The sequence below is a fragment of the Ruegeria sp. O4 genome, from assembly GCF_056535125.1.
In genome coordinates, this window is the sequence record NZ_JBQERO010000011.1 from 44,277 (window position 1) to 66,800 (window position 22,524).

Here is a 22,524-nt window from a genome sequence, read left to right on the forward strand (position 1 = left end):
GCCTAACGGCCTGTTGGGCGTTACCCTTACCGAACCCGGTACTACGATAGAACTCCGATCCTAGTCTTCGTAGCCCAGCAACGCGATGGGCGCATCCGGGGCGCGGTAGAAATCCAGCGGTGCCTTGTCATGGGCGGCGGTGCTGCGTTTGAATTCATACCGCATCTCGCCGCCTTCATCCTGATCGGCAATGATCAGGCATTGATACAGAAGATTGGCCCCGTCATAAATATCGACCAACCCGCGCAGGCGCGGTGTTGTTTCCGCCTCAACCGTGAAACCATCTTTCCACAATTTGAGAATTTTGTAGGTATTGTCGCCCATCTGGACACGAAGGCGACTGGCCTTTTTCAATGTGGCGATTCGGGCCGCGTCCAACTCGGCGCGTATTTCCTTTGAAACATAAGTACTCATAAAATCACTCCCCCGCTAATGACCTCTATTGTGCGGGAACTGTTGTAAAAATCCAGTGAACGCGTTCACGCAACGGGCTGTGCCTGCGGTTTGTTGCACAGAAATCCCATCATTGCCTGTGCGCGCATGCAGGTCTTGTGCGCGGGCAAATGCATAGGAACAGGCAGGGCTTGGACCTATCTTTGGCCAAACGCCTATGCGGAGGATGAGATATGGGCCTGCTGGTCGATGGAAAATGGCAAGACACCTGGTATGACACCAAATCCACGGGTGGCGCATTCAAACGCAGCGCGGCGCAGTTTCGCAACTGGCTGACCGCTGATGGCCGCGCGGGACCGTCGGGCAAAGGCGGGTTCCGGGCTGAAGCCGGGCGGTATCACCTGTATGTCAGCTATGCCTGCCCCTGGGCCCATCGCACGCTGATTTTTCGCGCGTTGAAAGGGCTGAGCGATCTGATCTCGGTGTCGGTCGTGCATCCCGACATGCTGGATCAGGGCTGGACGTTTGAGGCAGATGATCACGGTGCCACGGGTGACGGTCTTTACGGGCTGAGCCATGCACATCAGATCTATACCAAGGCGGATCCGTCCTATTCCGGCCGCGTCACGGTTCCGATCCTGTGGGACAAGGCGCAAGAGACCATCGTTTCGAACGAAAGTTCGGAAATCATCCGCATGTTCAATTCGGCCTTCAACGACATCACTGGCAATACGGACGATTACTGGCCCGAGGCGATGCGGGACGAGATCGAGGAGGTCAATGCGCGCATCTATTCAGATGTCAACAACGGCGTCTACAAGTCGGGCTTTGCCACCTCCCAAGCGGCCTACGACGCTGCCGTGGGCCCGTTGTTCGACACGCTAGACTGGCTGGAGGAGCGTTTGGCGCGGAACCGGTATCTGATGGGGGACCGGATCACCGAGGCCGATTGGCGGTTGTTCACAACCCTGATCCGCTTCGACCCGGTCTATCATCTGCATTTCAAGTGCAACAGGCAGCGCCTGATCGATTATCCAAACCTATGGGCCTATACGCGGGAGCTGTATCAATGGCCCGGTGTCGCCGGGACCGTGAACATGGATCACATCGTGCGCCACTACCACTACAGCCATGACAGCATCAATCCGCACCGCATCATTCCGGTGAACCCGGTGCTGGATTACATGGAGCCGCATGGGCGCGATCAGCGCCCGGCGGCGTAATGTTCGACCATCGCCGCCAGATCCTCTGGCGGCGTTTCGCTTTGGACATAGGCACAGGCATTGGGACTGTGCGCAAATATCGACCCGTCGGAAAAGAAGGTGGTGTTGGTGACAAAAATCACCCGTGCCTCGGGGCGGCGATAGCTGGCAAAATCGGCCACAGCCAATGCGCTTCCGGTTTCCAGAACCAGATCCAGCACGATGATATCAAAATCCGTGCCATAGAGCGCCAGAATGGCGGCCTCCTGAGCGTCAACCAGCGTGACTTCGGCGTCTTGCCGCTCCAGATGTCTTTTCCAGACCCGACCAAGGTCGGGGTTACTCTCAACAATCAGAACTTTCATTTGCAACAACCTCGGCACTTGGTATGGTGAGTGGTGCCGACCCCCGTGGTCCGTGATCTCGTTATTTCCTTAACAAAGTGTTAACAGCAGCCGCACGCTTGCGTGTTCGGGCGGATTTGCTTGTGTAAATGGCAAAAATCCGCTTGAAGCACCCCGAAACCGGTCAATCCCCGCAGAGAGAGCAGATGAGTACACTTGATCACGGCTTGGACCCCCGCGCAGTTCGCGACCACGGCGGGGGGCTGGACAGGGCGATTGTCAGGTATGGCGGAGCGCGTGCAGATTGGATCGATCTGTCGACCGGAATCAATCCGCATCCTTACGCCGTTGCGGGCCTGACCGCCGGGGATTGGGCCGAATTGCCGGATCACGGTGCCTTTGAACGGCTGAGTGATGCAGCCCGCAGGTTCTGGAACGTGCCGCAGGGGGCTGCAATCCTGCCGGCACCCGGTGCATCGGCTGTCATCTCTCGCATTCCGGCGCTGGCCGCGCCAGGGCGTGTCCAGGTCACGCCGCCCACCTATAACGAACACGCCGCCGCCTTTTCGGCGCAGGGGTGGCGTGTTCAGCCTGAGGGCGCGGCTGACGCCCGCGTGATCGTGCATCCCAACAACCCGGACGGGCGTATCTGGCAGGAAAGCGACGTCTCGGCCCCGCTGACCGTGATCGACGAGAGCTTTTGCGATGTCATGCCAGAGGTATCGTTGATCCATCTGGCGGAACGTCCCGGCGTGATCGTGCTGAAGAGCTTTGGCAAGTTCTGGGGGCTGGCCGGGATGCGGCTTGGGTTTGCCATCGGGCGGCCTGAACTGATCAACCGCCTGAACGACCTGACCGGACCCTGGTCGGTGTCCGGCCCGGCCCTACGGGTTGGGACACAGGCCTTGTCGGACGATGACTGGGCTGATGCCACGCGCGCGCGACTGGCGGATGAGGCGGCCCGGCTGGATGCGCTGATGCTGACCAGGGGCGCGGATATTGTCGGTGGCACCAGCCTGTTTCGTCTTTATCGGGTCGATGACGCCTCGGGGTGGCAGGACCGGCTGGCCCGCGCCAATATCTGGAGCCGGATCTTTCCCTATTCGGAAAGTTTTCTGCGTCTGGGTCTGCCACCAGAAAAGGGGTGGGACAGGCTGGAGGCCGCACTGTGAGCCCTGCCCTGATGCTGGTCTGCGCCCTGTGTCTGGACGCGGCACTGGGAGAGCCCGACTGGCTCTGGTCCCGCGTCAAACACCCGGCGGTGGTGATCGGCAACCTGATCGGCTGGCTGGACAAACGCCTGAACCACGGGCGCGGTCGGCGACTGAAAGGGGTGGCGGTGCTTGCCCTTCTGATCTGCGGCGCATGGGGCCTTGGGTGGGGTCTGTCCCAGCTGGGGCCGGTGGTTGAAATCCTCGGCTGTGCGATCCTGCTGGCGCAGAAGTCGCTGGTTGCCCATGTCCGCGCGGTTGGTGACGGGCTGCAAACCTCGCTGGAAGACGGGCGGGCGCAGGTGGCTATGATCGTCTCGCGCGACACGCAGGACATGACCGGGGCACAGGTGGCACGTTCCGCCATCGAAAGCGCGGCAGAGAACCTGAGTGACGGGGTCATTGCCCCTGCCTTCTGGTTTCTGGTCGCGGGGCTTCCGGGGTTGCTGGTGTACAAGGCGGTGAACACCGCCGACAGCATGATCGGCTATCGCACCGAAACGTACCGCGATTTTGGCTGGGCTGCGGCCCGGTTCGACGACCTGCTGAACCTGATCCCCGCCCGCCTGACCTGCGTGATGATCGTGGCGCTGTCCGGCCAATGGTTGCGCTGGCGCGAGATTGCGGGGGATGCCCGGCGGCATATCTCGCCCAACGCCGGCTGGCCCGAGGCCGCCATGGCCCGCGCCCTGAATGTCGCGCTGGCGGGGCCGCGCAGCTATGATGGGCAGGTGCGCGACCTGGCCTGGGTCAATGGAGACGCCCCGCGCGAGATCGGCGCATCAGAAGTTTTTCGCGCATGTGACATGCTCTGGCGGGTTTGGGGGCTTGCGCTTGGGCTCGTGTCAGTGTGGGTTGGGGCCGAACTGATATTCTGACGGACCTTTTCATGCGTATACTCTCTGGCCTGATCGCCGCTGCCCTGTTCACCTCACCTGCGCTGGCGCAATGTGGCGGTGGTTTTAATTCCTTTGTCAAAGGGCTGAAGGCCGAAGCCGTGCAGCAGGGTTTGGACAAATCAGCAGTGAACGGGTTTTTTGACGGGGTGCAGCAAGACAGCGCCGTGCTGAAGGCCGACCGGGCGCAGGGCGTTTTTCAGAAGCCCTTTGTTGAATTTTCCCGTCGTCTGATTTCGCAGAACCGGATCGAGCGCGGGCAAGCGATGTCGCGTAAGTACGATGCGGTCTTTGATCGGATTGAGCGCGAGTATGGCATTTCCCGCGGGGTGCTGCTGGCCTTCTGGGCATTTGAAACCGATTACGGATCGTTTCAGGGCGACTTCAACACCCGCAACGCCTTGGTGACGCTGGCCCATGATTGCCGCCGCCCGGAACTGTTCCGGCCACAGATCTTCGCCGCCATCGAGCTGTATCAGAACGGTGATTTCGACCCGGCCCGCACCACCGGCGCATGGGCCGGAGAGATCGGCATGGTGCAGATGCTGCCGCGTGACATACTGGAAAACGGCGTCGATGGTGACGGTGACGGGCATGTCCGCCTGAAAAGCTCGGCCCCTGATGCGCTGATGTCGGGGGCCAGAATGCTGTCTCATCTGGGATGGCGCGCGGGTGAGCCGTGGTTGCAGGAGGTCACCGTGCCCGCGCAGATGGACTGGTCCCTGTCCGGCCCCGGCAAACCGCGTTCGGTGGCGGAATGGCAGGCGATGGGCGTAGAGGCGCGCGGCGGGTCCTTGGCCAACCTGCCCGCCTCGCTGATCCTGCCACAGGGGCGCAACGGGCCTGCCTTTCTGGCCTACCCGAATTTCGATGTCTATTTCGAATGGAACCAGAGCTTTGTCTATGTTCTGACCGCCGCTTATTTCGGAACGCGGCTTGAGGGCGGCCAGATCTATGACGCGGGCAATCCCGCGCAGGGCCTGAATGGCGCACAGATGAAACAGTTGCAGACCAAGCTTCAGGCCAAAGGATATGATGTGGGCAAGATCGACGGGATCCTGGGGTCAGGGACGCGAGCTGCGACGCAGGCGGAGCAGAAACGTCTGGGCCTGCCTGCGGACGCATGGCCAACGATGGAGTTGCTGGGAAAACTCTGATCCAGCGGCCCGCACTTCTATGGTATGACGCAAAACCCGAAGATTATTCGACGATATCAGCGCCGTCACCGCTGATTATGTGACCGGATATTTTTCGGGGTCAATTCCATGTCTGTGACAGACAATATCGATGTAACTTCCCTTTGGAGGAATACCGCCGAACTTACTGCGAATACCACTGCGGGTTTCGCCCTGGAAGTGATGAAACCGGGCCCAATCGGGTTCGTAGTCTTCAATGTTCTCGACCGGGTCCAGAAACCCGCGACGCGGCCAATATAAATGCCAATGCTGGCCTCGGTCGATTTCACCAGTGACCCCCAGCGCCCAGCGGGTCACGCTTGGGCCGGTTGTCGTCCACGGAAGGTCGTAAAGCGTGAGTGTCTCGCCCGCCTCATAGCGTTTGACCAGTTTTTCAATGTGATCACTGCCCAACCAAAACGGGATCGGGACTTCTGATTCAAGGAAATTCAGGATCAGCTTCAGTGCCAGAGAATTTTTGGGAAGACGCAATACGCAATTGTTCATCGCCTTATTGCGCCAGACGACACCAAACAGATAGTCCGGTGGAACATCCAGCGGCCGGATGCAGTAGATATCCAGATCAACCCACACATAGTCGGTTTTTTGCAGCATGTGGATCCGGAAGATGTCTGAATAGACCGCCATCCGTCTCCGGCCACCGGTCAGGTTTTCGGTGGTTTCATCTGTATAGATTTCGCGGGCATCATGAACAACGACCCCTTCGGGAACATCTATGTTCAGATCCAGCACGTACAGGTGGAAAACATAGCCATGATCCAGAAAGGACTGAATGCATACTCTTTCAACGCAAGATAACGGCGAGCCAAACCAGAAACTTGCAACTTGAAAATCCAAAACAGCACCTCTTGCCCAAAGCCGAAACGGGATCGCTGCTGCACTAACGAAGCGGTGCGTGGCTCGTCAACCGCAGCGGCGGTTTTGGCGCGACTTACCCTGCTTTGCGCCAGTGCGTTGTGTCGGGGTGCCCACAGTTTGGTTCTGGCCCGTCTCCGGGCGCGTATATTTGGGCTGGTGTTCCCGGCATGGCCTTTGATGTCTGCCGCAGGTTCAGTTTGCTGCGCGGGTTGGTCCATTGCCAAAGGGACCGGCCTGAACTTGTGACTCCCTTATTCGGGCCGCACCGGGTACCGATCCCCTTTCTGATCGATCAGGATCAGCCGCTCGCCACTGTGGACATACAGGTCGCAGCGGCTGAACCCGTTGCGGTACGCGATGCAGACGGAACCGTCATCGGCGATGGCGTAGGTTCCGAATGCAGAATCTCCGCCCGCGTAGGTATAGGAATAGGCGCCCCCCGCCGAAAACTTGGCCTGACCATTATCGTAGAAGGTCAGCGTCTGGCCCGCGAGGGCGTCAAGCTCGGCCACTGTCAGCGGGACATCGCCGGGTTTGACGGGCCAGTCGGCGGCGACAACCGGAGTGGCGGCGATGAGGGCGGGGATCAGGAAACGCGTCATGAGGCCAAGGTAGCGCGTTATGCCTGCAATCTTCATAACGTTGCAGTGAGCGGTCAGGCCACCATCTGCTCGGCCTTCTTCAGGTCGACCGAAACCAGCTGGCTGACGCCCTGTTCCTGCATGGTGACGCCGAACAGACGATCCATGCGCGCCATGGTCACCGCGTGGTGGGTGATGATCAGGAAACGGGTGTCGGTCTGGCGGCACATCTCGTCCAGCAGGTCACAAAAACGCGTCACGTTTGCATCGTCCAGCGGCGCGTCAACCTCGTCCAGCACACAGATCGGGGCCGGGTTGGCCAGGAAAACGCCAAAGATCAGCGCGGTCGCGGTCAGCGTCTGTTCACCGCCCGACAGCAGGCTGAGGGTCGACAGTTTCTTGCCCGGCGGCTGGCACATGATTTCCAATCCCGCATCCAGCGGGTCATCGCTTTCGACCATGACCAGATTGGCCTCACCCCCGCCAAAGAGGTGCTTGAACAGCATCGCGAAGTTTGAATTCACCTGTTCAAACGCGGTCAGCAGACGCTCGCGCCCTTCGCGGTTGAGGCTGGAGATGCCGCTGCGCAAGGCTTTGATCGCTTCTTCCAGATCGGCCTTTTCACTGCTGAGCGTGTCGAATTCTTCCTGAACGTCCTTGCTGTCTTCCTCGGCCCGCAGGTTCACCGCGCCCATGGCGTCACGCTGGCGTTTGTGACGGTTCACTTCGGCCTCTAGCGCATCCGCAGCGGGCATCTGGTCGGGGTTTACGTCCAGCTGGTTCAGCAACTGGTTCGGGGTCAGTTGCTGGTCTTCGGCAATTCGTTCTGCTGCCGCAAGCACGCTTTCCTTTGCCGCGTCACAGCGCGCCTCGGCTGCGGCGCGGTTTTCGCGGGCTTCCGAGGCCAGGCGTTCCGCCTCACGCTCGGCCATCACCACGTCGCGCAACTGTGTTTCTGCTTCGGCCAGCTTGTCGGCGGCGTCGGCCCGACGGGCTTCGGCGGCTTCGATCAACTCGTTCAACTCTTCCCGCGCCTCGGCGATTTCGCCGGGGACGGCCATGGCCTCGGTCAGTTCCTCTTCCGAGCTTTCCTTGCGCTCGGCCAGTTCCGAAATCCGTTTCTCGGCCGTTTCCAGACGGTGCCGCCAGCCACTCAGGTCCTTGGTGACCTCCTGCGTGCGGCGGGTGCGGGCGTCGCCTTCACGGCGCAGCTCATCATGGGTCGAGCGGTGGGTCAGCATGGTGATCCGCGCCGCCTCGACTGTCTGTTTGATGTCCTCAACCTCAGCGCGGGCGCTGTCGAGGTCACCCAGATCGTTCAGCGCCGCCTCGGCCTCGCGCAGCTGCACGCGGGCGGACATGGCGTCTTCCTTGTGACGGTCCACGGCAAGGGTCAGGGTTTCCAGCTTGCCCTGCGCGAGGTTGCGATCCGCCTCGGCGCGGCTGAGCTGGCGTGCGGTTTCGGCCATGCGCTGATCAGCGGCGCGGCGGGCTTCGCGCGCGCGGCGGTCGGCCTCGGTCACGTCCGCCAGTTGCTGCGACAGGGTTTCATGCGCGGCGCGGGCGCCATCGGCCTGCGCCTCGGTGCGGGCCAGTTCCTGTTTCAGCGCCTCAAGTTTATTGAGCTGCTCCAGCCGCAGCGCCGCCGCACTTGGCGCATCCTCGGCCCAGGCGCGGAACCCGTCCCAGCGCCACAGGTCGCCCGAGCGGGACACAAGACGCTGGCCCGGCTTCAACGACGCCTGCAGCCGCGCGCCCTGATCCGCATCGACCAGCCCGATCTGCGCGATGCGACGGCTGAGCCTGTCCGGCCCCGACACGTGCAGCGCCAGCGGGTCGACCCCATCGGGCAAGGGCTGATCGCTGTCATAACCTGCAACATGAACCCAGCCGGACGGGCCGTCACCTTCGACCAGCGGTGCACGGAGGTCATCGGCAAGCGCAGCACCCAGAGCCTTCTCAAAACCCGGTTCCACGCGCAGCAGGTCCATCACCTGCCCGCCTTCGGCCGTGTCGCGTTCCACCAGCTTGGCAAGCGCGGTGGTTTCGGCGCGGATTGCACCCAATTCACCTTCGGCCTCGGACCGTTGCGCGCGTGCCTCGGCTTCGCGGGCCTGCGTTTCATTGCGCAGCTCATCTGCGGCGGCCAGCGCCTCTTCGGCGGCCTCGGCGGCTTCGCGGGCTTCTTCCTCACCCTCCTGCGCGGTTTCAAACGCCTCGCTGGCGCGGGTCAGGGCTGTTTTGGCCTCATCCACGGCCAGCCGGGCTTTTTCCTCTTCCCCCTCAGAGCGCGCCAGTGTCTTGCGGCTGTCTTCGACCAGACGCTGCGCCGACTGGTGACGGGCGACAAGACGCGCCATATCTTCGGTCTGCTGCGACAGGTGGTCTTCGCGGTCCTGAAGGATCGAAGCCGCTTCGCGGGCAATTTCTGCGGCTTCCGCCACCTTCGCGTCATGCCCTTCTGCAGCCTTGGCCAGTTCGCGGGCTTCCCATTCCAGCCGTTCGATCATCTGGCCCGCATCGCGGTTCAGGCCGGTTTCCCGTTCGATATCCTTGCCGAGCTGATGGATGCGGCTGGTCAGCGTCTCAATGGTCTGGCGCGCGCGGGTTTCCTGATCGGTCAGTTGATCGCGCTGCACCTGCTGGCGTTGCAGGACAGCGGCGGCGATGGCCTCTTCCTCGCGCAGGGGGGGCAGGGTTTCTTCGATCCCGGCCCTTTTTGCTGCGGCGGCGCGGGCTTCGGCCTCGGCGCGGGAGGCCTCGGAAATCCGGTCCCTCAGCTTGTCTTCGGCCTGCTGGCGGGCCATGTCGGCCTCTTTCCAGCGGCGATAGAGCAGCATCCCCTCGGCCTGACGCAGCTGTTCGCCGATTTCGCGATAGCGTGCGGCCTGACGGGCCTGACGGGCCAGTTGCGCAAGCTGCCCGCCCAACTGCTCGAGCACGTCATCGACGCGGGTCAGGTTGGACTCGGTCGCTTTCAGCTTCAGCTCGGCCTCATGCCGGCGTTGGTACAGCCCCGAAATCCCGGCGGCCTCTTCCAGAATGCGGCGGCGGGCGCGGGGTTTGGCGCTGATCAGCTCGGCGATGCGGTTCTGCCCTACAAGCGCCGGGGAATGGGCACCGGTCGAGGCATCCGCGAACAGCATCTGCACATCGCGCGCGCGCACATCCTTGCCGTTGGTCTTGTAGGCGCTGCCGACATCGCGGGTGATCCGGCGCACGATTTCAAGCTGGTCGGTGTCGTTGAACCCCGCAGGCGCCAGACGTTCGGAATTGTCCATGGTCAAGACAACTTCGGCGAAATTGCGGGCGGGCCGTGTGGCGGCACCGGCAAAGATCACATCCTCCATCGCGCCGCCGCGCATGGATTTGGGGCGGTTTTCACCCATCACCCAGCGCAAGGCTTCCAGAAGGTTGGACTTGCCACAGCCGTTCGGACCCACCACACCGGTCAACCCGTCCGCGATGATCAGATCGGTCGGATCAACAAAGCTTTTGAAGCCGGTCAGTTTGAGCTTGCTGAAACGCAATGGCCGCGTGTCCCGTGATTCCTATGAATTGAAAGTCTGCGCAAGGGATGGGGTCCGAGTCAACGCAGTTGCGCAGGATATGGGAGATCAGTGCAAGTTATCCACAACATCTTGCCGAAATGCGCAGGAACACGCGTATGTCAGTATGGGCTGCATTCGAAGACCTGATAGCCGCTGTCGCCCCCGACATTTTCATAGATACCATAGTCGATACATTCATACCGGGGCGTCGAGACAGCGGTCAGCAACAGCCGTTCCCCCGCCTCGCGGTCACACCCCAGTACACCAACCGTGACAGCCGCGTCACCCAGCACGTCGAGGATCGGGCAGCCTGAAACCTGCGCCATGGCCAGCGCGGCGCGATCCCGAACAGGGCCAAGCCGCGGGGCGTATTGCGCGTTGATCCGCACCGCCTCGGCCAGATCGCCGCGCACGCGCACGTCGAACACACTACCGTTCACCGCCACGCGGGTGGCCGGAACGTCGCGGAAATGCGGGGTCCCGGCGGCGCAGGCGGCCAGCAGGAGCGGAGCGAGAAACCGGATCATGCCGCAGAGTTGCAGCAATTTGGTTAACAGAACCTTTCTGGACGTCAGGCGCGCAGAACTTCGCCTAACCGGCGGATACCTTCGCGGATCGTCGCCTCGTCCGAGTTCGAGAAGCTGAGCCGGATCGTGTTCGCCCCGCTGCCGTCGGGGAAAAACGCCTGCCCCGGCACAAAGGCCACTTTCACCGTATCCAGCGCCTGCGCCAGCAGGTCAGACCCGCTGATTCCCGACGGGAGTGTCACCCAGACGAACATGCCGCCTTCGGGGCGCGTCCAAGCCACCCCGTCGGGCATGTGCTGTTGCAGCGCACCCAGCATCGCATCACGGCGCGCGCGGTAAGTGTCGCGCACTTTCGGGATATGGGTGTCAAAGCACGCTTCCGCCACCTGATGCACGGCCATCTGGTTGATGGTCGCCGAATGCAGATCCGCCGCCTGTTTCAGCAGAACCATCTGCGAGATGATCGGCTTGGCCGCAACAACCCACCCCATGCGCAGACCCGGTGACAGGGTTTTCGAGAAGCTGCCACAGTAGATCGTCCGGCAGTTTTCGATCGATCCCTTGCGCTCCTGTTCCAGAGCCAGGATTGGCGGGATCGGATCACCGTCATAGCGCAGTGCCTGATAGGCGCCGTCTTCGATCAACGCGCAGTCCAGTTCGTCGGTCAGGTCCAGCAATGCCTCACGACCCGGGCGGGTCAGGGTTTCGCCTGTCGGATTGGCAAAATCGGGCGACAGATAGGCGAATTTCACAGCGCCATCCCCTGCCGCAACCCTGAATTCATCGGCCCCCTTGTTGCCATTGAGCCGGTCAAAGCGCGGCTCATACGCGTTGAACGCGGCAAGCGCGCCCAGATAGGTGGGCCACCCGACCAAAGCCGTGTCGCCGGGGGACAGGAACAGCTTGCCCAGATAATCCAGCGCCTGCTGCGAGCCCGAGGTGATCAGGACGTTGTCCATGTCACATTCCACCCCGATTTCGCGCATGTGCTGCACCAGCCACCGGCGCAGGGGCGCATAGCCTTCGCTGACGGAATATTGCAGCGCCTGCGCCTGCATGTCCGGCCCCAATGCCTGCTGAAACGCCTGAGCGAAAGCCTCAGCCGGGAAAAGCGCGGGGTCCGGAATGCCACCTGCAAAGGAAATGATACCGGGCTGATCGAGCAGTTTCAGCAGCTCGCGGATTTCTGATGCCTTCATCCGGGAGGCCCGGGTGGCAAACAAAGGGTGTTGGGACATGAGGCTCCTCCGATCTCATTTCGGCGCAGCCTATGCTTTCTCAAATTAAAGTCAACACTTCTGACCTAATATTTCAGCGGATGTGACCGGGTATTCTTGAACAGCCCCCCTGTCCATGGTCAAATGAGTTGACCAATTTCGGAACGGACCATGCCATTTCAGAAAGTTCAGACGGAAAAACTGTCACTTGCGGTCGTTCGCCAGATCGAGCTGTTGATCCTGCGCGGCATCCTGCGCCCCGGGGAGCGCCTGCCGCCCGAGCGTGAGTTGGCCGAACGGATGGGTGTGTCGCGCCCGTCCCTGCGCGATGCGGTGTCCGAGCTTCAGGAACAGGGGTTGCTGACAACAAAAGCCGGCTCCGGGATCTATGTGGCCGAGGTTTTGGGCTCGGCCTTTTCACCTGCGCTGATCCGGTTGTTCAGCAGCCATGACGAAGCCGTATTCGATTACCTGTCCTTTCGCCGCGACATGGAGGGGCTGGCGGCGGAACGGGCCGCGCGGCTGGGATCAGAAAGCGACCTGAAGGTTGTTCAGGCGATCTATGACAAGATGCGGGCGGCCCATGACCGGAACGCTGCGGACCAAGAGGCGCAGCTGGATGCCGAGTTTCATATGGCCATCATCGAAGCCAGCCACAATGTGGTGATGCTGCATATGATGCGGTCAATGTATGACCTGCTGGTGCAGGGTGTGTTCTATAACCGGCGGACAATGTTCCGGCAGCGCGCGACCCGCGAGGCCATTCTGGACCAGCACAGCACTATCAACGCAGCCCTTCAGGCCCGCGATCCGGCAGCCGCACGTCAGGCCGTCGAAACGCATCTGAGCTTTGTCGAACGCTGCATGATCGATCAGCAGAAGGCCGAGCGGAACGAGGCTGTTGCGCAGCAAAGGTTGCAGCACGAAACCCGTCAGGCCTAGCGCTTTCCAAGTGCCCTCAGGGATCAGGCGGCCCCGGTCTCGGGCTGGATCAGATGGGACGGGAAAGGTGCGCCGCTGCCTTCGCCCAGATCGTCATTCGGGGCGATGGTTGTCAGGGCCGGGTCGATGAACAGCCGCGCGCCCCGGTCCCTGAGGTGTTTATGCAGCATCACATGCTCGCACACGAGGTCGCCCTTTTCATCCCGGCAAGAATAGCGCAGGCCACGCAAGGCGCGGGTCTTGTACAATCCTGCGCCGCCAAAGGCGCTGTCGACCGGTATCAGGGGCATATCGGACGGAATGTGGTACTGGCGGTCAAAAACCGCCGATTTCAGCAGAACTTTCCGCCACTTACGGCGCCCGAACAGGGGCTTGCGCGTTGTCCGAATTCTTTGCCAGACGTCTTCGTCACACCAGCCCGCGCAACGCAGGGCGTAAATATCGTAATAGGCCGGTTGGGAATTCGCGAAGACACCTTCCCAGCGTGGTACAGACCGATGTGCGGCCGTCAGAACCGTCTGAACGTCCAGACAGACATTCGGCCCGTTCAGATCTAGCACCAATGTCAGGTCGTGACCGCTGTCGCGTTCTTCCAGCCTGTTGAGGACAGCGTTTCTGGCCGCCGTGATCCGCTCGACCCGGGCTGGCAGTCTGGAGGCCAGACCATCCATGCGGACAAGGTCCACATTCGGGTCGCGGCGCGTGAATTCGGACAGAACCCGATCTGTGCGATCAGTGTTGTCGTTTGTCGCGATGGTCACGGAATAGCGGTGCAAGCGGGTGGTCAGGTCTTCGATCCTGTTGATGCTTTCGATCAGCGCGGCCCCGCCGTTCCTGACCACTCCAACAATATTCATCGAAACGTCTTCGCCTGCCACGGCCCGTCTTTCCCTGCTCTTTTTGCACCCGTGGATCCCGAAGGGGACCTTCAGACCCTCAGAAGGGTACAGAATCCGGGCGATGTTGCGGTTAATACAATCAGCCCCGTCACCAAAACAAAAGACCCGACAGCGCAATGCTCTCGGGTCATCTGCGTTTTTTACCTGTCGGTGTCCCCGTCAGTGCAGCTTGGCGCCCACATCTGCGATCGAGGCCTCGATCAGCTTGTTCGCCTGCGCGGCTGTCATTTGCTTGGCCAGAACCGAGCTGGCAGCGGCAATCGCAACCGAAACGGCCTGATCGCGCACGTCTTTCACAGCCGAGGCTTCGGCCGAGGCAATCTGGTCCTGCGCAGCAGCCAGACGGCGTTCGATCGACTTTTCGAGATCGACTTTCGCCTGGTCCGCAGCCAGAACCGCGTCCTGTTTGGCCGCCTCGACAATCGCATCAGCCTGTGCCTGCACTTCACGCTGCTTGCGCTCGTACGAGGCCAGCAGGCTGCGTGCTTCTTCATGCAGGGCGCGGGCTTCGTCCAGCTCGGCCTTGATGCCTTCGGCACGGTTGTCCAACGCACCGCCGATCATGCCCGGCACCTTGAAGTAGAACAGGACCGCGATGAAAACGATGAAGCCCAGAAGGACGACAAAGTCGGTGTTGCCAAGCGAGAAGAACGGGCCGCTTGCAGCCAGCGCGGGGCTGGCGGCACCAACGGTCAGGATAAGGGCAAGAGTGTTCCGCATGTCACTTATCCTTTCATCTGCGCGTCAATGGCACTGTCGATGGCTTTGGCATCCGCCTCGCCGCCCAGCGCGGTGACCAGTTCAGCCGCCGTATCCTTGGCGACCACTTGAATGCTTTCCAGCGCACCGGCACGGATTTCGGCAATTGCCTTTTCCGATTCAGCCGCCTTTGCAGCGATTTCCGCGTCCGCTCTGGCAATCGCATCATCCAGACCAGCCTGGATTTCTGCGCGTGCTTCTGCCGCGATACGCTGCGCTTCGGCACGGGCATCGGCCAGCGCCTTGTTATAGGCCTCTTCGGCCTCGACCGCTTTGGCCTTCAGATCTTCGGCCGCAGCCAGGTCATTTGTAATGGTCCCCCGGCGCTCGGCCAGGATTGCCGCGATGCGGGGCAGAGCCACGCGAGACAGGACCAGAAAGATGACGACCAGCGTAATGACCAGCCAGAAAATCTGGTTGGGGAACCAATCGAAGCAGAGCTGCGGCATCCCGATGGCAGAGCCATGCGAGTCAACGCACGCGCCAACTACTTCTTCGCTAATGGGTTCAGTCGCCATGATGTCCTCCGTCGAAACGTTGTCTTTACAACAGGTGGGCCGCTATGGCTTGGACCCACCTGCGCGTAAGGATCAGGTTCCGCAGATTAGACGGCGAACATCAGCAGCAGCGAGACCAGGAATGCGAAGATCCCCAGGGCTTCTGCGAATGCGATACCGATGAACAGGGTTGCGGTCTGCGAAGCAGCCGCCGAAGGGTTGCGCAGGGCGCCGGCCAGGAAGTTGCCTGCAACGTTGCCCACCCCGATTGCGGCTGCGCCGGAACCGATTGCTGCCAGGCCTGCGCCGATGTGTGCGAGATCGCCTTCCATGATGTATCTCCTTACGAATTGGAAGTTTCGATGTTGGGTTATCGGACCTTAGTGCGAAGGATGCAGCGCATCTTTCAGATAAACACAGGTCAGAATGGTGAATACGTAGGCCTGAATGAAGGCCACCAGGACCTCGAGACCGTACATTGCGGTGATCGCCAGAACCGACACGGGCGAAATCAGGGAAATTGCGGCAAAGCCTGCAAACACCTTGATCACCGCGTGGCCAGCCATGACGTTACCGGCAAGACGAATGGAGTGGCTGACCGGGCGTACGAAGTACGAGATCAGTTCGATGATCGCCAGGATCGGGCGCAGCGCCAGCGGCGCGCTGGAGACCCAAAACAGGCCCAGGAACGCGGCACCGTTCTTGACGAAACCCAGAATGGTCACGGTCAGGAACACGGCCAGCGCCAGCGGGATGGTCACGGCGAAATGTGATGTGGTGGTGAACGAGGTCGGGATCAGGCCCAGGAAATTCGCGGTCACAATGAACATGAACAGGGTCATGACATAGGGGAAGAACTTGACGCCGTCCTTGCCGCAGATGTCTTCCAGCATCTTGTAGATGAAGCCATAGGCCAGTTCCGCAATCGACTGCATCCGGGTCGGGACGATCGCGCGCTTTGTTGTGCTGAGAACCAGCAGGCCAAAGATCGCCACGATGGCCAGGAACAGCCACAGGGTCACGTTGGTGGGGGTGTACCAGGCAATCTCGCCACCGAACAGCGGCTTGACGATGAACTGGTCCATCGGGTGAAACACCAGGCTGCTGGCTTCTGCTGCGTGGTCTGCGCCTTCGGCGCCGTGTGCTGCGGTGGTCTCGCTTGCCACGTTCAGTCCCTCTCGTCCTTTTCGGCCTGCATATGGGCCGCTTGTTTATCTTGAACCTCTTTCGCGCTGCGGAACATAACCTTCACGCCCGCGACAAGGCCCAGCAATGTGAACAACACCAGAAAGATCGGGATCGTCCCGAGCAGGCTGTCCAGCCCGTATCCGATGCCAAATCCGATCCCAAGACCGGAAACCATTTCGATGACCATCCTCCAGGCAAGCTCGCCCCCGGATATGTCACTGTCAGCGCGGGCAGCCGGTTGTCTGGCCTTTTTCGCCGCGTCGATCTTGGCCTCAAGCTGCGCCATACGCTGCTTTTGGTCGTCATCGGTCACGGACGGAATCCTCGCGCTGTCTTGCGCATGGTGCTAAGGCGCGAAAGGCGCAGAGTCAACGGCGTTGATGGCGTGAAATGACGCAGGCTAGTGTGTTGTTTTTAAACTGTTATTACTGGTTAACTCGTCCAGCCAGATTGCTTGCCCATGCCCTGAACGGCAACAATCTCCCAAAAACCCATATTCAACCTTTTGGTTGATCTTTGTGCGTGCGCTGAGGCCAAAGGCGTCGAACAAGGCGTCCGTCGATCAGCAAGAGCCCGGCAAAAATCGCCGCCATGCCCATCAAATGTTCGGGTTGCAGAGTTTCCCCCAGAACCCAGGTTCCAAGTATCAGGGCGGAAACCGGCGCGATCAGCGTGACTGTCGAAATGTTGGTTGGCCCGACTCTGGGCAGCAACCAGTAGAAGGCAATGAAAGCGGCCGAGGTCAGCACAAAACCGATCATCAGCAACGAAAGCCAGGTTTCAGTGTGCTCGATCATCGGCAGGCCTTCACGCCAAAGCGCCAGGGGTAATATTGCCAAGGCCGCCCCCGTCAGGGCCAGGGCGACCAGCACCACCGGCTGCATGTCACGGAAGGCCCGCGCAATGTTGACGGAAAACGCGTAACAGATCGGCGCGCACAGGGTCAGCAGAACCGCCCAGAACTGAGAGGTTTCGCCATTACGCAAAATCGGAACGGACAACACGACAATCCCAATGAAGCCGCACAACACGCCAAGGGATTTCAACAGCGTCGCACGCTCGCTTCCCGGCCAGAAATGCGAAACGATGACGGCAAAGGCCGGTGTTGTCGCATTCACGATCCCCGCCACGCCGGACGCGATATGCTGCTGCCCAAGCGCATAGAACGCAAATGGTGCGGCATAGCTGAGCGCCCCGAACCCCAGCAGACCGATGGCGCGCCCGAGTGTCAGGTGAACCGGCATGCGGGCGGCAATCACATAGATCCAACAGCCCAGCGCCCCAAATGCAACACGCCCCAATGACACGGATAGCGGTCCAAGTTCGCGCAGCAATATGGCGTTGAACATGAAAGACATGCCCCACCCGATGCCAAGGACGCAGATCACCAGCCAGTATTTCAGCGCCATAGCCGCCCCCTTTGCGCATCACCGCTGCACAGTGACGTGATGGGGGAAATTGTCAAACGGGTTCTCGCCCATTAGGAAAGACCCATGTCCAACGATCTCGACACCGTGTTTGCAGCCCTTGCCGACCCCACCCGCCGCGCTATTCTGGCGATGCTGCTAGAGGACGATATGGCCGTGACTGATGTGGCCGAGCCGTTCGAGATGTCGCTGGCGGCGATCTCGAAACATCTGGTCATCCTGACCAAGGCCGGGCTGATATCACAGGAAAAGCGCGGCCGGGTGAAATGGTGCAAGCTGGAACCCGACGCGCTGCGCACCGCTTCGGTCTGGATGCAGGGGTTCGGTCAGTTCGAACCCATCAACCTGGATGCGTTCGAACGGTTTCTGGAAGTCGAGCTTCCGACCTCGGACGAGACCTAGCGCACCACAAAGACCGACATGCTGGCATGTTTGGCCAGATATCCGGCGTGGCTGGAAAAGATGTAATCGGTGATCCGGGGCGCATGGGTGCCCACGATGATCAGGTCTGCACCGATCTCTTCTGCCGCGCGGGTCAGATCGCTGTCCACTTCGGCAGCAACATCGACCGAGTGTATCTTGCGCACCGCAACTTCGGCCGCGCCTTCTGATGCAAGCTGTTCGGTGAAGTCGGCCAGTTGCTTGTCTATCTCGGCCTCGGTTTCCGAGGATGCACCCATATGGGCCCCGCTGACACTGACCAGAGTGATCTTGGCGCCTTGCCATTTCGCCACCTGCGCGGCGACATCTGCGGCCTTGCGAACCTCGGGCGGCAGATGGCGGTCAATCGGCAGCATGATATGTTTGAACATAATCTCCTCCTTTTGTCCGCTTTCCAAGGTAGTCCTGAGACCAAGGGCCTACCTTGATCTGGCTCAACAGATTCTGCTTTTGGAATTCGTGGGCAATCTGTACCGGTTTCAGACCGGGAGTGGCTTTATTCAGCTGCCCGGCGTTGGGGGCTGTTGCGCGGGGCTTCTTCCTTCAGCAGCATCAGCAGGGCAATGACCGTCAGCGCCACACCGCCCAGGATCAATCCCGTCGGGACAGGTTTGCCCAGCGCGATTTCCCACAGGATCACCCAGCTTGGCACCAGATAGGTATAGGCCATGACCTTGGCCGACGGCAGCCGGAGCGAGGAGAATTGCACCAGAACAAAACTGGCTGCTGTTGCGAAGAATGAGATATAGAACAACCCGATCCAGACGATGGCGGGAAGGGCTGCCCATTCGGTCGCTTTCAGGTCGGACCAGCCGAACAGGACCAATAACAGGCACCCGGCAACCAGCGTTCCGAACGTGAACACGACGGCAGGTTCTCCGCGGTTCAGCCTGCGGATCATGGGGGTGTAGATCGCGTGCGCGACGCATCCCCAGAAATAGATGATCTCGCCCCCGCCGATCTGGAAGGCGCGGAACATCTGCCAGTCGGCCCGAAAGATCACCCACAGCGCCCCAATCGCACCGATGGACAGGGCCATTGCCATGCGCAGCGTGGTGATCTGGCGCAGCAGGACCCAGCCCGCAATGGCCGAGACAACGGGGGTCAGGGTGAAAACCGCGGCAGCGCTGACCGGCGGGGCGGTTTTCAGCCCGTAAAACATCAGGACGAAATAGGTGGCGAACAACCCGCCCAGCACCAGATACCTCCAGGGCGCCTGCGCGGCACTGCGGGGCAGACCGGTTGTCGCCAATGCCGCCACACCAATCACCACAGCCGCAATGGCAAAGCGCACCGCATTCAAGGCCGCCGGAGCAATTTCGTTGGCAATCATCGACCCAAGCGAGAAGCTGCCTGCGACAAGGGCCGAAAAGGCCAGCATGGCCAGATGGCCACGCATCTGCGGGTTCATGGACACCAGCCTTTGGAGGCTTCTTTCAGAAAACTCAGGAACGCTTGCACCTTGGTCGTTCGGTGCAGGTCCACATGGGTCACCAGCCACAGGTTGCCGAACCATTCCGGAAGCGGGTCGATCACTTCGACCAGAGTGTCATGACGGGCGGCCTCCCAACGGGCCATAAAGCCGATACCGGCCCCGGCCAGAACGGCCTCGCGCATACAGAAATTGTTGGTGCAGCGAAAGGTGATGCGGTCGGCGGATACCGTGTTGCGCAGCCACCGGGTGAACGGCGCACGGCTGCTTTCATCGTCAGAGCTGACGAAGTGGTGGTTTCCGAAATCCTCGATGCCCGAAGGTTTGCCGTGCCGTTCGATATACGAAGTACTGGCATAGAGGCCGACTTCTTCCTGCCGGAAAGGTTGCACAACGTTGTCGGGCTGATCCGGGGCCGATCCCGCACGGATTGCAACATGCGCCTCGCCATATTCCAGCCGGAACAGGCGGTCTCCGGTCAGGTAGCGCACGATCAGCTCGGGGTGCATCTTTTGAAATTCGGTCAGCGTCGGCACCACCAATGGCGCGATGGAGCCCAGCGACGTCACCACCAGTTCGCCCGATACATCGTCACCGCGCCCCTTCATCCGGCCGACAAGCTGGTTGAACTGGTCTTCGGTAGCCTGCGCCACGCGCAGCAAATCGTCGCCCGCTTCGGTCGGGGTGTATCCCCGCGCGTGGCGCTGGAACAGTTTGACACCCAACCGGGCCTCGATCGCGTCGATGTGGCGGATCACCGTGGCGTGGTGCACGCCCAGAACCTCGGCCGCACCGCTGACGGTTCCCATGCGTGCCACCTGATAGGCGGTCCTCACCTCATCCCAATTGTCCATCGTCACACCGTTCTGTGCAATTTCCAACAATAACTGTTGATGTATCCGAGTTTTGTTCGCAAACGCAACAGCCATATTGGGATCAGAACAAGATTACCCTGACCTTAAGGACCCAGAAAATGGCTAAAACCATCCTGCATATCGACGCCTCTGCCCGCCGCGTTGCTTCGACCACCCGCGACCTGTCTGACAGCATCGTCCGGCAGTTGGGTGCGGACCGCATCATCCGCCGCGACCTGGCTACCCCCCTGCCCCTGCTGACCGAAGACTGGATCGCCGCCAACTTTACCCCTGCCGAGCAGCGCGACGACCTGCAGCGCGACCGGCTGGCCCTTTCGGACGCGCTGGTGACCGAATTGCAAGAGGCCGATACCATCGTTATCGGCCTGCCGATCTACAACTTCTCGGTCCCCGCTGCATTCAAGGCCTGGATCGACCTGGTCGCCCGCGCGGGCCTGACCTTTTCCTATTCGGAGAACGGCCCAAAAGGGTTGCTGGAGGGGAAACGCGCCATTCTGGCAATCGCGTCGGGCGGTACTGCCGTCGGATCCGAGATCGACTTTGCCACCAACTATGTGCGTCACGTTCTGGGCTTTATCGGCATCCATGATGTAGCGGTCATCGCTGCGGATCAGATGGCGGTGAACCCCGAAGCCGCGTTGGAAAGCGCCAAAAAGGCGGTGACAGAACTGGCGGCCTGATCGCCTCTGGTCATTGAGCCCTGAAACGTCCAGTCTGCTGGTCAGATGGAACTGGCGGACTGGATGGCGCGCATGAAAAAGATCGGAATTCTGGGCGGTGTGGGTTGGGCCTCGACCGTGGACTATTACCGTGCCATTGCCGAGGGTGCCGGGCGTCACTTTGCGGCGCGCGGCCACGGCGCGCCCCTGCCGATCCCTGCCATGACCATCGAGTCCGTCACACAGGCCAAGACCCGCGCCTTGCGGGGTGTCGCCGGGGACGAAGCCAGCTGGGCGGCGTTTGATGCGGTGTTTCGCGACGCGCTGCTGACGCTGGAGCGCGCAGGATGCGATTTTGGCATCATAGCGTCCAACACCCCGCACGCGCGGCTGCACGCGATCAGACAGGGTGTTTCCATGCCCATCCTCAGCATTTTCGATGCAACGGCAGAGGCCACGGCCAGCACAGGCGTGTCAAACGCATTGGTGCTGGGAACAACCGTGACAATGCAGGCCACCAACTATGCGGATCGTCTGGCGGCCGAGGGCATCACCGCAAATGCGCGGCTGCCCGACCCCGAGATTTCCGAGATGCAGGCGATGATCGACAGTGATTTCTACGGTGGTGCCTCTGATGCGGCGCGCGCAAGACTGCTGGCCTTTTGCAACAAACATGCCCGTCCCGGAACCGCCATCCTGCTGGCCTGTACCGAACTGCCGCTTGCCTTTCCAAAGCATCTGGATGACCCGGTATTCGAGGCCGACGGGCACCTGTTCATCAACCCGTCCGCCGCGCATGTCGCCGCCGCGCTGAAACTGGCGCTAGAGTGATCAGGGCAGCCACATAACGGTGCAACCGATGCGATCGAAGAACGCCATCACGTCGGATTGATTCATCAGAACGGTACGGTCATTGACCAACGGGTGCATATAAATCATCTCGGCCCCTTGGGCGGCGGCGTCCATGAAGAACTGCACATCGTTCTGCACACCGTTGATCATCGCCAGCGGGCTGACCGCGCCGGGGCGAATACCTAGGTTCTGCAACAGCCGGTCTGCCGACCCAAAGGACAGGGCGCCGACACCCAGTTCTGCGCCCAGCGCCTTGAGGTCAATCTCGCGGCTTTGTTCCAGCGTCACCAGGTAGTTGCGCTTTTTCTTGTCGCGCAGATACAGGTTCTTGACCCGCAACGCGTTCTCGCCCGGCACCATGAACTGGCCTTCTACGGCCTTGGAGTCCTCGACCGTGCGCAAGGGAACATGGGTATGCAGGCGGTAGGGCAGCCCCCAATCATCCAGCTGCGCCAACAGCACGTCAGAACTGAGCGGCAATGTATCCTGAAATGTGGATGATGCGTCCATGAGGCCCTCCTGTTTGTAGCGCTCATCGCGCAACATGGCAGCGAATTCAAGCTGGGGCAGAGCAGAA

Annotated in this window: 26 protein-coding genes; 8 read left to right on the plus strand and 18 right to left on the minus strand. The window is 60.9% G+C overall.

What is annotated here, in order from left to right:
* Positions 1 to 60: 60 nt before the first annotated feature.
* Complete coding sequence (locus ACR0J7_RS13260; RefSeq protein WP_209506181.1) at positions 61 to 414, minus strand: hypothetical protein; 354 nt, start codon at positions 412 to 414, stop codon at positions 61 to 63.
* Between the two features lie 212 nt (positions 415 to 626).
* On the opposite strand from ACR0J7_RS13260, the gene ACR0J7_RS13265 reads away from it, so the two are divergent.
* The gene (locus ACR0J7_RS13265; RefSeq protein WP_480914552.1) at positions 627 to 1,616 is read left to right on the plus strand and encodes a glutathione S-transferase family protein; all 990 of its coding nucleotides are present in this window, start codon (positions 627 to 629) and stop codon (positions 1,614 to 1,616) included.
* Here the strand turns inward: ACR0J7_RS13265 and ACR0J7_RS13270 are convergent.
* The gene (locus ACR0J7_RS13270) at positions 1,598 to 1,960 is read right to left on the minus strand and encodes a response regulator transcription factor (RefSeq protein ID WP_209506176.1); all 363 of its coding nucleotides are present in this window, start codon (positions 1,958 to 1,960) and stop codon (positions 1,598 to 1,600) included. The genes ACR0J7_RS13265 and ACR0J7_RS13270 overlap by 19 nt on opposite strands.
* A gap of 185 nt (positions 1,961 to 2,145) precedes the next feature.
* Here ACR0J7_RS13270 and cobD point away from each other — a divergent pair, with 185 nt between their 5' ends.
* Genes cobD through ACR0J7_RS13285 form a run of 3 tightly spaced genes read left to right on the plus strand, consistent with a single transcriptional unit; the run spans position 2,146 to position 5,203 of the window.
* Positions 2,146 to 3,111 (plus strand): threonine-phosphate decarboxylase CobD, encoded by a 966-nt coding sequence (gene cobD / locus ACR0J7_RS13275; RefSeq protein WP_480914554.1) that lies wholly within the window; start codon positions 2,146 to 2,148, stop codon positions 3,109 to 3,111.
* On the plus strand, positions 3,108 to 4,028 hold the full coding sequence (gene cbiB / locus ACR0J7_RS13280) for an adenosylcobinamide-phosphate synthase CbiB (RefSeq protein ID WP_480900371.1): 921 nt from the start codon (positions 3,108 to 3,110) through the stop codon (positions 4,026 to 4,028). The genes cobD and cbiB overlap by 4 nt, the downstream gene beginning before the upstream one ends.
* Positions 4,029 to 4,039: 11 nt before the next feature.
* The gene (locus tag ACR0J7_RS13285; RefSeq protein ID WP_480900370.1) at positions 4,040 to 5,203 is read left to right on the plus strand and encodes a lytic murein transglycosylase; all 1,164 of its coding nucleotides are present in this window, start codon (positions 4,040 to 4,042) and stop codon (positions 5,201 to 5,203) included.
* Between the two features lie 75 nt (positions 5,204 to 5,278).
* Here the strand turns inward: ACR0J7_RS13285 and ACR0J7_RS13290 are convergent, their stop codons facing one another.
* The 5 genes from ACR0J7_RS13290 to ACR0J7_RS13310 all read right to left on the minus strand — a co-directional run bounded on the left by ACR0J7_RS13290 (position 5,279) and on the right by ACR0J7_RS13310 (position 11,997).
* Positions 5,279 to 5,974 (minus strand): hypothetical protein, encoded by a 696-nt coding sequence (locus tag ACR0J7_RS13290; protein ID WP_480914556.1) that lies wholly within the window; start codon positions 5,972 to 5,974, stop codon positions 5,279 to 5,281.
* Between the two features lie 377 nt (positions 5,975 to 6,351).
* The gene (locus ACR0J7_RS13295) at positions 6,352 to 6,702 is read right to left on the minus strand and encodes a hypothetical protein (protein ID WP_480914558.1); all 351 of its coding nucleotides are present in this window, start codon (positions 6,700 to 6,702) and stop codon (positions 6,352 to 6,354) included.
* A gap of 53 nt (positions 6,703 to 6,755) precedes the next feature.
* Positions 6,756 to 10,211 carry a chromosome segregation SMC family protein gene (locus ACR0J7_RS13300; RefSeq protein ID WP_480914560.1) on the minus strand — a complete coding sequence of 1,152 codons (3,456 nt, stop codon included), beginning with the start codon at positions 10,209 to 10,211 and terminating at the stop codon, positions 6,756 to 6,758.
* 140 nt (positions 10,212 to 10,351) lie between these two features.
* Positions 10,352 to 10,759, minus strand: a complete 408-nt coding sequence (locus tag ACR0J7_RS13305) for a hypothetical protein (RefSeq protein WP_480483776.1) — start codon at positions 10,757 to 10,759, stop codon at positions 10,352 to 10,354.
* Between the two features lie 44 nt (positions 10,760 to 10,803).
* Positions 10,804 to 11,997 carry an aminotransferase-like domain-containing protein gene (locus ACR0J7_RS13310; protein ID WP_480559653.1) on the minus strand — a complete coding sequence of 398 codons (1,194 nt, stop codon included), beginning with the start codon at positions 11,995 to 11,997 and terminating at the stop codon, positions 10,804 to 10,806.
* A 150-nt stretch (positions 11,998 to 12,147) separates the two neighbouring features.
* On the opposite strand from ACR0J7_RS13310, the gene ACR0J7_RS13315 reads away from it, so the two are divergent.
* Positions 12,148 to 12,918 (plus strand): FCD domain-containing protein, encoded by a 771-nt coding sequence (locus ACR0J7_RS13315; protein WP_267365974.1) that lies wholly within the window; start codon positions 12,148 to 12,150, stop codon positions 12,916 to 12,918.
* 23 nt (positions 12,919 to 12,941) lie between these two features.
* Here the strand turns inward: ACR0J7_RS13315 and ACR0J7_RS13320 are convergent, their stop codons facing one another.
* The 7 genes from ACR0J7_RS13320 to ACR0J7_RS13350 form a co-directional block, all read right to left on the minus strand.
* The gene (locus ACR0J7_RS13320; protein ID WP_480914562.1) at positions 12,942 to 13,775 is read right to left on the minus strand and encodes a hypothetical protein; all 834 of its coding nucleotides are present in this window, start codon (positions 13,773 to 13,775) and stop codon (positions 12,942 to 12,944) included.
* Positions 13,776 to 13,976: 201 nt separating this feature from the next.
* Entirely contained in the window at positions 13,977 to 14,537 is a 561-nt protein-coding gene (locus tag ACR0J7_RS13325) for a F0F1 ATP synthase subunit B (protein WP_480586452.1), read from the minus strand.
* 5 nt (positions 14,538 to 14,542) lie between these two features.
* Positions 14,543 to 15,094, minus strand: coding sequence for a F0F1 ATP synthase subunit B' (locus tag ACR0J7_RS13330; protein WP_209506152.1), 552 nt, complete (start codon positions 15,092 to 15,094; stop codon positions 14,543 to 14,545).
* 86 nt (positions 15,095 to 15,180) lie between these two features.
* Positions 15,181 to 15,405 carry a F0F1 ATP synthase subunit C gene (locus ACR0J7_RS13335; protein WP_005981269.1) on the minus strand — a complete coding sequence of 75 codons (225 nt, stop codon included), beginning with the start codon at positions 15,403 to 15,405 and terminating at the stop codon, positions 15,181 to 15,183.
* A gap of 48 nt (positions 15,406 to 15,453) precedes the next feature.
* Entirely contained in the window at positions 15,454 to 16,239 is a 786-nt protein-coding gene (locus ACR0J7_RS13340; RefSeq protein WP_480559647.1) for a F0F1 ATP synthase subunit A, read from the minus strand.
* 2 nt (positions 16,240 to 16,241) lie between these two features.
* A complete protein-coding gene (locus ACR0J7_RS13345) occupies positions 16,242 to 16,574 on the minus strand; it encodes an AtpZ/AtpI family protein (protein ID WP_480914563.1) in 333 nt (110 codons plus the stop codon).
* 184 nt (positions 16,575 to 16,758) lie between these two features.
* Entirely contained in the window at positions 16,759 to 17,670 is a 912-nt protein-coding gene (locus tag ACR0J7_RS13350; RefSeq protein ID WP_480914565.1) for a DMT family transporter, read from the minus strand.
* Positions 17,671 to 17,754: 84 nt separating this feature from the next.
* On the opposite strand from ACR0J7_RS13350, the gene ACR0J7_RS13355 reads away from it, so the two are divergent.
* Positions 17,755 to 18,090 (plus strand): ArsR/SmtB family transcription factor, encoded by a 336-nt coding sequence (locus ACR0J7_RS13355; RefSeq protein WP_480914567.1) that lies wholly within the window; start codon positions 17,755 to 17,757, stop codon positions 18,088 to 18,090.
* Here the strand turns inward: ACR0J7_RS13355 and ACR0J7_RS13360 are convergent.
* From ACR0J7_RS13360 to ACR0J7_RS13370, 3 genes are all read right to left on the minus strand, one after another.
* On the minus strand, positions 18,087 to 18,500 hold the full coding sequence (locus tag ACR0J7_RS13360) for a universal stress protein (protein WP_267367733.1): 414 nt from the start codon (positions 18,498 to 18,500) through the stop codon (positions 18,087 to 18,089). The two genes, ACR0J7_RS13355 and ACR0J7_RS13360, sit on opposite strands and share 4 nt — an antisense overlap.
* 125 nt (positions 18,501 to 18,625) lie before the next feature.
* The gene (locus ACR0J7_RS13365; RefSeq protein WP_480914569.1) at positions 18,626 to 19,540 is read right to left on the minus strand and encodes a DMT family transporter; all 915 of its coding nucleotides are present in this window, start codon (positions 19,538 to 19,540) and stop codon (positions 18,626 to 18,628) included.
* Positions 19,537 to 20,415: a LysR family transcriptional regulator gene (locus ACR0J7_RS13370; RefSeq protein ID WP_209506137.1), complete on the minus strand. Its 879-nt coding sequence runs from the start codon at positions 20,413 to 20,415 to the stop codon at positions 19,537 to 19,539. Before ACR0J7_RS13370 ends, ACR0J7_RS13365 begins: the two co-directional genes overlap by 4 nt.
* Positions 20,416 to 20,534: 119 nt before the next feature.
* On the opposite strand from ACR0J7_RS13370, the gene ACR0J7_RS13375 reads away from it, so the two are divergent.
* Together ACR0J7_RS13375 and ACR0J7_RS13380 are read left to right on the plus strand one after the other, a co-directional pair.
* The gene (locus ACR0J7_RS13375) at positions 20,535 to 21,116 is read left to right on the plus strand and encodes an FMN-dependent NADH-azoreductase (protein ID WP_480487184.1); all 582 of its coding nucleotides are present in this window, start codon (positions 20,535 to 20,537) and stop codon (positions 21,114 to 21,116) included.
* Between the two features lie 72 nt (positions 21,117 to 21,188).
* On the plus strand, positions 21,189 to 21,926 hold the full coding sequence (locus ACR0J7_RS13380) for an aspartate/glutamate racemase family protein (RefSeq protein WP_480538732.1): 738 nt from the start codon (positions 21,189 to 21,191) through the stop codon (positions 21,924 to 21,926).
* Here the strand turns inward: ACR0J7_RS13380 and ACR0J7_RS13385 are convergent, their stop codons facing one another.
* Entirely contained in the window at positions 21,927 to 22,457 is a 531-nt protein-coding gene (locus ACR0J7_RS13385; RefSeq protein WP_480914570.1) for a prolyl-tRNA synthetase associated domain-containing protein, read from the minus strand.
* Between the last annotated feature and the right edge of the window lie 67 nt (positions 22,458 to 22,524).

Bases quoted from the DNA above. Each gene is read 5' to 3' on its own strand.
- ACR0J7_RS13375 (WP_480487184.1), top strand. From the start codon at position 20,535: ATGGCTAAAACCATCCTGCATATCGACGCCTCTGCCCGCCGCGTTGCT.
- ACR0J7_RS13295 (WP_480914558.1), bottom strand. From the start codon at position 6,702: ATGACGCGTTTCCTGATCCCCGCCCTCATCGCCGCCACTCCGGTTGTC.
- ACR0J7_RS13260 (WP_209506181.1), bottom strand. From the start codon at position 414: ATGAGTACTTATGTTTCAAAGGAAATACGCGCCGAGTTGGACGCGGCC.
- ACR0J7_RS13325 (WP_480586452.1), bottom strand. From the start codon at position 14,537: ATGCGGAACACTCTTGCCCTTATCCTGACCGTTGGTGCCGCCAGCCCC.
- ACR0J7_RS13385 (WP_480914570.1), bottom strand. From the start codon at position 22,457: ATGGACGCATCATCCACATTTCAGGATACATTGCCGCTCAGTTCTGAC.
- ACR0J7_RS13305 (WP_480483776.1), bottom strand. From the start codon at position 10,759: ATGATCCGGTTTCTCGCTCCGCTCCTGCTGGCCGCCTGCGCCGCCGGG.
- ACR0J7_RS13370 (WP_209506137.1), bottom strand. From the start codon at position 20,415: ATGGACAATTGGGATGAGGTGAGGACCGCCTATCAGGTGGCACGCATG.
- ACR0J7_RS13270 (WP_209506176.1), bottom strand. From the start codon at position 1,960: ATGAAAGTTCTGATTGTTGAGAGTAACCCCGACCTTGGTCGGGTCTGG.
- ACR0J7_RS13365 (WP_480914569.1), bottom strand. From the start codon at position 19,540: ATGAACCCGCAGATGCGTGGCCATCTGGCCATGCTGGCCTTTTCGGCC.
- ACR0J7_RS13310 (WP_480559653.1), bottom strand. From the start codon at position 11,997: ATGTCCCAACACCCTTTGTTTGCCACCCGGGCCTCCCGGATGAAGGCA.
- ACR0J7_RS13355 (WP_480914567.1), top strand. From the start codon at position 17,755: ATGTCCAACGATCTCGACACCGTGTTTGCAGCCCTTGCCGACCCCACC.
- ACR0J7_RS13265 (WP_480914552.1), top strand. From the start codon at position 627: ATGGGCCTGCTGGTCGATGGAAAATGGCAAGACACCTGGTATGACACC.
- ACR0J7_RS13380 (WP_480538732.1), top strand. From the start codon at position 21,189: ATGAAAAAGATCGGAATTCTGGGCGGTGTGGGTTGGGCCTCGACCGTG.
- ACR0J7_RS13320 (WP_480914562.1), bottom strand. From the start codon at position 13,775: ATGAATATTGTTGGAGTGGTCAGGAACGGCGGGGCCGCGCTGATCGAA.
- cobD (WP_480914554.1), top strand. From the start codon at position 2,146: ATGAGTACACTTGATCACGGCTTGGACCCCCGCGCAGTTCGCGACCAC.
- ACR0J7_RS13330 (WP_209506152.1), bottom strand. From the start codon at position 15,094: ATGGCGACTGAACCCATTAGCGAAGAAGTAGTTGGCGCGTGCGTTGAC.
- ACR0J7_RS13350 (WP_480914565.1), bottom strand. From the start codon at position 17,670: ATGGCGCTGAAATACTGGCTGGTGATCTGCGTCCTTGGCATCGGGTGG.
- ACR0J7_RS13360 (WP_267367733.1), bottom strand. From the start codon at position 18,500: ATGTTCAAACATATCATGCTGCCGATTGACCGCCATCTGCCGCCCGAG.
- ACR0J7_RS13335 (WP_005981269.1), bottom strand. From the start codon at position 15,405: ATGGAAGGCGATCTCGCACACATCGGCGCAGGCCTGGCAGCAATCGGT.
- ACR0J7_RS13285 (WP_480900370.1), top strand. From the start codon at position 4,040: ATGCGTATACTCTCTGGCCTGATCGCCGCTGCCCTGTTCACCTCACCT.
- ACR0J7_RS13315 (WP_267365974.1), top strand. From the start codon at position 12,148: ATGCCATTTCAGAAAGTTCAGACGGAAAAACTGTCACTTGCGGTCGTT.